General features: G+C 35.7%; 6 protein-coding genes. 2 read left to right on the forward strand and 4 right to left on the reverse strand.

Annotation, left to right across the window (positions count from 1 at the left end; genetic code table 11):
• Positions 1-83: 83 nt before the first annotated feature.
• The 4 genes from JZO69_RS16290 to JZO69_RS16305 all read right to left on the reverse strand — a co-directional run bounded on the left by JZO69_RS16290 (position 84) and on the right by JZO69_RS16305 (position 4,158).
• Complete coding sequence (locus JZO69_RS16290; RefSeq protein WP_207113864.1) at positions 84-1,529, reverse strand: PTS transporter subunit EIIC; 1,446 nt, start codon at positions 1,527-1,529, stop codon at positions 84-86.
• A 24-nt stretch (positions 1,530-1,553) separates the two neighbouring features.
• Positions 1,554-2,441 (reverse strand): N-acetylmuramic acid 6-phosphate etherase, encoded by an 888-nt coding sequence (gene murQ, locus JZO69_RS16295; protein WP_207113865.1) that lies wholly within the window; start codon positions 2,439-2,441, stop codon positions 1,554-1,556.
• 2 nt (positions 2,442-2,443) lie between these two features.
• The gene (locus JZO69_RS16300; protein WP_207113866.1) at positions 2,444-3,508 is read right to left on the reverse strand and encodes a DUF871 domain-containing protein; all 1,065 of its coding nucleotides are present in this window, start codon (positions 3,506-3,508) and stop codon (positions 2,444-2,446) included.
• A 158-nt stretch (positions 3,509-3,666) separates the two neighbouring features.
• Positions 3,667-4,158, reverse strand: coding sequence for a PTS sugar transporter subunit IIA (locus JZO69_RS16305; RefSeq protein ID WP_207113867.1), 492 nt, complete (start codon positions 4,156-4,158; stop codon positions 3,667-3,669).
• A 180-nt stretch (positions 4,159-4,338) separates the two neighbouring features.
• Here JZO69_RS16305 and JZO69_RS16310 point away from each other — a divergent pair, with 180 nt between their 5' ends.
• Both JZO69_RS16310 and JZO69_RS16315 read left to right on the forward strand, forming a co-directional pair.
• On the forward strand, positions 4,339-5,169 hold the full coding sequence (locus JZO69_RS16310; protein WP_207113868.1) for an undecaprenyl-diphosphate phosphatase: 831 nt from the start codon (positions 4,339-4,341) through the stop codon (positions 5,167-5,169).
• 365 nt (positions 5,170-5,534) lie between these two features.
• Complete coding sequence (locus JZO69_RS16315; RefSeq protein WP_207113869.1) at positions 5,535-7,448, forward strand: heavy metal translocating P-type ATPase; 1,914 nt, start codon at positions 5,535-5,537, stop codon at positions 7,446-7,448.
• The last annotated feature ends 26 nt before the right edge of the window (positions 7,449-7,474 follow it).

Below are 7,474 nucleotides of genomic sequence, written 5' to 3' on the forward strand. Positions count from 1 at the left end.
TGACTTTGGTTAGCGTAACAATTAAATCTTGTATGCTAAAAAATCAGTTGTTCTTTTACTACCCATTATTTAACTCTATTTCTTTATTTTTCTTGCAAGTCCTTAGGAATTCCAAAGAAGAACGTTGCAACAAAACCACCGGCATAAGCTGCTAATAAACCTAAAACATAAGCCAACCATTGATTGTTAGCAATCAACGGAATTAAAGCCACACCACTTGGGCCAATTGCAATCGAACCAACATTGCCAAAAGCCCCAATCACAGCTCCACCGATACCACCACCGATACAAGCTGTCACAAAAGGACGTCCTAACGGTAGCGTTACCCCATAAATCAATGGTTCCCCAATTCCTAAAATACCGACAGGCAAAGCACCTTTGATCATTTCTACAAGTTTCGTATCTTTTTTACAACGAATCCATAAAGCTAACGCTGCACCAACTTGACCTGCACCAGCCATTGCTAAAATTGGTAATAACAACGTCATTCCAGTTTGAGCGATCATTTCGATATGAATCGGTGTTAAGATCTGATGCAACCCAAACATAACCATCGGTAAGAAAGTAAGTCCTAATGTAAATCCAGCTAACATACCACCTTTTTCCAGTACAACGTTAATAACTCCTACCAGGCTATTAGAGATAAAACCAGCTACTGGCATGATTAGAAAAATCGTAATCAAACCAATTACAAGTAATGAAATAGTCGGTGTAATAATTATATCAATTGAATCCGGAATTACTTTATGCAGTTGTTTTTCTATTAAAGAGAGCAACCAAACCGCAAAAATAACGCCTATAATTCCGCCTTGCCCAGCTGATAAAGTACCACCAGTCAAAATATTTGGAAGTGGCGCTTCTGGATTCATTCCAGTCAACATTGTAACTGCACCGATAACACCTCCAAGCGCTGGTGTGGCACCAAATTCACTGGCACTATTAATCCCAGTGTATAAAGCTAAATAAGCAAATATCCCATTTTTAATAATATTCAATACATCGATATATTGTTGCCAAGAATCTCCGATCGTCCCTGCTACTAGCAAGTTTGACATCACTGCTGCGATTCCGCCAATAATTCCGGCACCAACAAAGGCTGGAATCAATGGAACGAAAATGTTTGAAATCGATTTCAAAACTAATTTGAACCCAGAGTTATTTTTGTTTTTTTCCTTTTGAGCTGCTTTGACTTGTGCTGCTTTTTCTTCTACCAATTCTTTTCCTGATTGCTTTGTTTGGTTCTCTTCTAGACTTGGAAAAGCTTCCCCAAGTTTTACGCCAGCTAGATCAACCATTTCTTGTGCCACTTTATTCACAGTTCCTGGTCCAATTACAACTTGTAGGGTGTCATCTTCTACGACACCCATTACACCATCAATCTTTTTTAATTTATCTAGATTTACTTTGTCATAATCACGAATATCCATTCGCACACGAGTCATACAATGACGTAGCTTCAAGACATTTTCTTGACCGCCTACTTCTTCGTAAATTTCTCTAGCTAAACGTTTGATTTTATCTTCTGCCATGGTTATTTCTCCTTTCTCATTCTTCTAAATTGTATTTTTTATGAAATTATTGCCTTGAACTAATTTTTCAGCTGCTTCTTCTTTAGAAGTGTTTGTCAGCAACATAACGATGGCTAGTTTTACATTTTGCTCTGCCTTATCAAAATATTCAGTTGCAGTTTCGTAATCACAATTCGTTGCTTCAATAATAATTCGTTTTGAACGTTCAACTAATTTTTCATTAGTTGGTTTCACATCTACCATCAAGTTATTATAGACTTTACCAATGCCAATCATTGAAATTGTTGATAACATATTTAAAATCAACTTTTGTGCTGTTCCAGACTTCAATCGTGTTGATCCAGTTAAAAATTCTGGCCCCGCATCTACTTCAATCGGCCATTGCGAATATTGACTGATTTCAGCTTTTTTATTACATGAAATCGTAGCAGTAACTGCACCAATCGAATTTGCATAGACTAATCCGCCGATCACATATGGTGTACGTCCACTTGCTGCAATACCAACCACAACGTCTTTATCCGTCAGATTTAAATCAACTAGATCGTCTCGACCTAATGCTTTGGAATCTTCTGCTCCTTCGACTGCTATCGTCATGGCCTTTTGACCACCTGCAATCACCCCTTGAACCATAGTAGGATCTACACCAAAAGTTGGTACACACTCAGCAGCATCCAGTATGCCTAAACGTCCACTTGTTCCAGCACCCATATAAATCAATCTTCCACCATTGTTAAAGGCTTGAATAATTGCCTCGATAACTGGCTCAATTTGGGGAAGTGCCTCTCTTACTGCCAAAGCAACTTTTTGATCCTCTTGATTCATTTTGTCTAAGGCTTCTTTTATCGTTAGTTCGTCTAAATTCATCGTTTCTTGGTTTCTACGCTCTGTCGTTAAATTCTCTAGTTCCATTTTTATAATGTTCCCTTCTCTATCAATTTAAATACTCTTCCAGCTCTTATTAATTTCAGTAAGGAACAATCCTCTAAAACAATTTGAGCCGCAACATTAACTTTTTCGTACGCTGGTAAATCTTTTTTCGTTACTTGTATTTCACCCATATATCTTCCGTAATGAAGATTATCAATAGTTACACTACCTAATTTTCGCTCAACTAATGTTTCTGGATTGATTGTTTCTATTTTTTTAAATCTAGCATTTGCACTTCGGATCACATCACGAGCGTCATCTTGCCGATTATTGTGTTCTCCCAATATAAACGAATAGTAATCACTGCCAATATCTATGACTTCCAACGATATAATTTGATGGTTAACATATTCTTCAAACTGTCGTTTGGTTCGCCCTTTAATCATCGGATCTCCAAGGTAAACGCCATCGATTTGGTAATTCTCTTTTAAATCAAGAGCTGCAGAAAATGGATTATCATAACGGTGTTTTTCAAGTGTGGGTAACCCTTCAAAAAGCGGGCCCCGTAAATGATTGTTTCCAGGAACAAAGGCAAACACTTGAAAGCCGGATTGTTTCAACCAGTTATTTTTTTCAATGAAAAATTGACTAGATAACCCCGTTTCAGGTCTCGGGTAATAATTATGCCAAGCTTCAATATTCGTAAAATTAGCCTTGAAAGATTTTAATTCGTCTACGTCTTTTGCAGTTATTGTACTAGCATTCAAACCAATATCCAGAAACTGAGATGCTTCAGCAATTTTTTGATTTGAGATGGCATAATCCATACGCAAACCAGTCACTCCTATTGCTAAAATTTCATCTAAACGCTCAAAAGACAAACCAGCTTGCTTCACTGCATCTCCTGAAATATCTACCATTAATTTCAACTTAAATTTTTGAGTAATTTCCCCCAGCTTTTCTAGTCTTTTTTTATAAAGGGCAGCATTATCTTCTGGGATATGCAAGGAAGTAAAAATTCCTTCAAATCCAATTCGACTCATCTCTTCAATATATGTTTGTGTTTCATCCGTTAGTTCTTCTCCTAAAAATACCGAAATACCATACATTTATATCTGCTCCTTCCTAATCCGCTTTCATTATAAATGATATGAAATAAAATTTCAACATAAAAACAATTAAAAGTTTTTATTTAAAATATTTTTTCATCCGAACTAAAAAAACATGGAGAGAACTTCTTATAGTTTCCTCCATGCTTTTTAGTTATTTATGCTTTAGCTATACCGATTTCATCTCCAGCGTTAACTTGACCGACCTTAGTTAGCTCATAGCTCTTCACTGCATTCATATTAGTAATTACAACGACCATATCAATAGCTCTTCCAGAGGATGTAATTGCATTTAAGTCAACTTTAGCAATCAATGTCCCAGGTGCAACTTTTGTTCCTTCACTCACTTTTATGTCAAATGGCTCACCATTTAGTTCCACTGTATCAATACCCATATGAAGCAAGACTTCTAAGCCATTAGCCATTTTCATACCGACCGCATGCTTTGTTTGAAACACACTTAATACTTCTCCTTCAATTGGTGAATAAATATCTCCTGATTCCGGCATAACAGCAAAACCATCACCCATCATTTTCTGTGAAAAAACAGGATCATTGACTTCGCTGATTGGGATCAACTTTCCTGTAGTAACTGCATATAATGTTTCATTTAATTGTGCTGGTTCTTTCTTTTTTAAAAATCCAAACATTTGGTTTCTCCTCCAATTTTGATGAATAGTAATAGTATAGAAAATTCTCATAAAAATTACAACACAGAACAGGTTGGAAGCTAAATTTTTTTAATACTCATGAAATGTTAGTTGGTTTTTCTGCTACTAAAAGGTATACTATTAGTGATTTATTATTTTACGTTGGAAAGGATTGAACCTATGCTTTTATCAAATCTATGGAAAGCAATTATTCTTGGTATTATCGAAGGAGTAACAGAGTGGCTACCAATCAGTAGTACTGGACATTTGATTTTAGTCGATGAATTTATCAAAATGAATCTCAGCAAAGACTTTATGGAAATGTTCAATGTCGTGATTCAACTTGGGGCAATCATGGCTGTCGTTGTTCTTTATTTTCATAAGCTAAACCCTTTCTCTCCGCAAAAAGATGAAATACAAAAGAAAGACACATGGATTCTTTGGTCGAAGGTCGTCGTTGCCTGTGCACCAGCTGCAATCATCGGAATTCCATTAGATGATTGGTTGGAAGCAAAATTCCATAATTTCTTTACAGTAGCATTGATGTTGATTGTTTATGGGGTTGCCTTTGTTGTGATTGAAAAAAGAAATCGAGTTCGTAAGCCGAAGTGTACAGATTTAAATGACTTCACTTATAAAGCTGCAGCAATTGTCGGATTCTTTCAAGTATTATCATTGATTCCTGGTACTTCTCGTTCTGGCGCTACAATCCTTGGGGCAATCATTATTGGTGCTTCACGATTCGTTGCAACTGAGTTCTCGTTCTTTCTTGGAATTCCTGTAATGTTTGGAGCAAGCTTTTTGAAGATCGTGAAATTTCTGATGAAAGGCAATTCATTTGGCTTTAGTGAGATATTGATTTTACTAACAGGCTCTATTGTCGCCTTTATTGTTTCAGTCGTTGTGATCAAGTTCTTATTAAATTATCTAAAACGAAACGACTTTACTGCATTTGGTTGGTATCGAATCGTCTTAGGTGTTTTATTGATCAGTTACTGGTTATTTTCATAATTATTTTGAATTTAGGACAAACATGTTTAACTCCAAGAAACTAGAAGATGCTTTTGTTCCTACCATTTATCTGAATTTTAGGTGACTGGGATATGACTCGCAGAGTTATGTCCTAGTCTTTTTTTATTTTTTAAAATATATCAAGAATTTAAGCTTGTTGAACATGTGATTACACCCTTTACTTTTTATCGATTTCCAATGATAATGATTATCACTATTAATTAGAATTAGTATATTTTAGAATCGATAAAAAAACCTTATTAATAAGCTTTAATCTAAATGATAACTACTATCATTCTCATTTAGGAGTTTCTATTATCAATTACATTCCAACTATGCTATTCTCTTTATGAGGAGTGATGATAATGAAACTTTCAGAAGAGAAAAAAGCTATTTTAGTCACGTTTTTATGTTTACTATTTATGATTGTAGGTTTTATTTTAGAAAAAATCGGTGTAGCATTTTATCCAATCAGCTTTATTTTAGCTATTGTTTTTGGCGGATTTAAACAAACAAAGGAAGGCCTTGTCGATACAGTTGAAAATAAACATCTTAATGTGGATCTGCTTATGGCACTAGCCGCAATTGGAGCATGTATCATCGGTAATTGGTTTGAAGGTGCTATGTTAACGTTTATTTTTTGTCTTAGTGGTGCGTTGGAAGAATATACGACAAATAAAAGTAAAAAAGAAATTTCCAGTTTGATGAATATGCAGCCCGAAACAGCCTTGCTACTTAACGAACAAGGAAAAACAACAGAAGTAGCAGTCAATCAATTACAGATTAATGATCTGGTCTTAGTTCCTAAAGGGGCTAGTATTCCAATTGACGGCATTTTGTCTATCGGAGCTTCACCTATTGACGAAGCAGCTATTTCTGGTGAATCTGTACCTGTTGAAAAAAGAAAAGATGACCCTCTATTTGGAGGAACGATCAATTTAGGAGAAGCGATCACGATGACTGTCACTAAAAATAGTGAAGATACTCTATTCGCTAAAATTATTCGTCTAGTAGATGAAGCGCAAAATACACCCTCGCAAACTGCTGGCTTCATTGAGAAATTAGAAAATATCTATGTAAAAATCGTGTTGATTGCTATTCCATTAATGATTTTACTTCCGTATTTATTCTTGGGATGGTCTTGGAATGAAAGTTTTTACAGAGGGATGGTCTTACTTGTTGTTGCCTCACCTTGTGCGTTAGTAGCTTCTGCTACACCAGCAACTTTGGCCGCTATTTCTAATGGCGCAAGAAATGGCGTTTTGTTCAAAGGTGGGGTTTACCTAGAAAATTTAGCTTCTTTAAAAGCAATTGCTTTTGACAAGACAGGGACTTTAACACGAGGAGTACCGGTAATCACGGATGCCACATTTTTAACAAACAAGCAAGAGGCACTTAATATTTTGGTTGCAATGGAAAGACAGTCTTCCCATCCGTTGGCCCAAGCAATTGTTACCCGCTTTGATACCGAAATCACTGATATATACAAACAGATCGAAGTCAAAAATATTATCGGTTTCGGAATGGAAACAACTATCGGCTCTACTACTTGGTGTATTGGAAAAAGTTCTTTCAATGACCAGACAACTATAAACAAAAACTTATTAGATCAGATCGAACAATTGCAAAATGACGGAAAAACAGTAATTTGTCTCTTTGAAAACCAAGAAATCGTTGCTTATTTTGGCTTATTAGATGTTCCTAAACCTGAAGCGAAGAAAGTTATTAACTACTTTAAAGAAGCAGGTATCCATACTACAATGATCACAGGAGATCATGATAAAACCGCAGCTGCTGTAGCAAGCGAACTTGAAATCGATCAAATTTATGCAAATTGCTTACCTGAAGATAAAACAATTCTTATTAAGGAACAAAAAGAGCAATACGGCATGAACGCCATGGTTGGCGATGGAATCAATGATGCACCTGCTTTAGCAAATGCTGCCATTGGTGTTGCTATGGGTGAAGGAACTGATATAGCAATGGACGTAGCGGACATGGTATTGATGCAAAATGACTTAGAGAAACTTCAGATGAGTCACTTACTTTCAAAAAAATTGAAACGAGTCGTCACCCAAAATATCGTCTTCTCTACCGGAATCATCGTTTTGCTGATTTTATCCAATTTTTTCCAAATCATTAATTTGCCATTAGGCGTTATTGGTCATGAAGGCAGCACGATTATAGTTATATTAAACGGATTAAGAATGCTAAAAACAGTTTCAATCGAAAAGTCATCTACAAAAAAATATCATTTACAAACGAAAAAGCTTGTTTGAGTAAAAAAATAGGCAATATAATTCAA

It is taken from the genome of Candidatus Enterococcus ikei (assembly GCF_017316105.1).
Classification (GTDB): domain Bacteria; phylum Bacillota; class Bacilli; order Lactobacillales; family Enterococcaceae; genus Enterococcus_L; species Enterococcus_L ikei.

Bases quoted from the DNA above. Each gene is read 5' to 3' on its own strand.
- JZO69_RS16290 (WP_207113864.1), bottom strand. From the start codon at position 1,529: ATGGCAGAAGATAAAATCAAACGTTTAGCTAGAGAAATTTACGAAGAA.
- murQ (WP_207113865.1), bottom strand. From the start codon at position 2,441: ATGGAACTAGAGAATTTAACGACAGAGCGTAGAAACCAAGAAACGATG.
- JZO69_RS16300 (WP_207113866.1), bottom strand. From the start codon at position 3,508: ATGTATGGTATTTCGGTATTTTTAGGAGAAGAACTAACGGATGAAACA.
- JZO69_RS16305 (WP_207113867.1), bottom strand. From the start codon at position 4,158: ATGTTTGGATTTTTAAAAAAGAAAGAACCAGCACAATTAAATGAAACA.
- JZO69_RS16310 (WP_207113868.1), top strand. From the start codon at position 4,339: ATGCTTTTATCAAATCTATGGAAAGCAATTATTCTTGGTATTATCGAA.
- JZO69_RS16315 (WP_207113869.1), top strand. From the start codon at position 5,535: ATGAAACTTTCAGAAGAGAAAAAAGCTATTTTAGTCACGTTTTTATGT.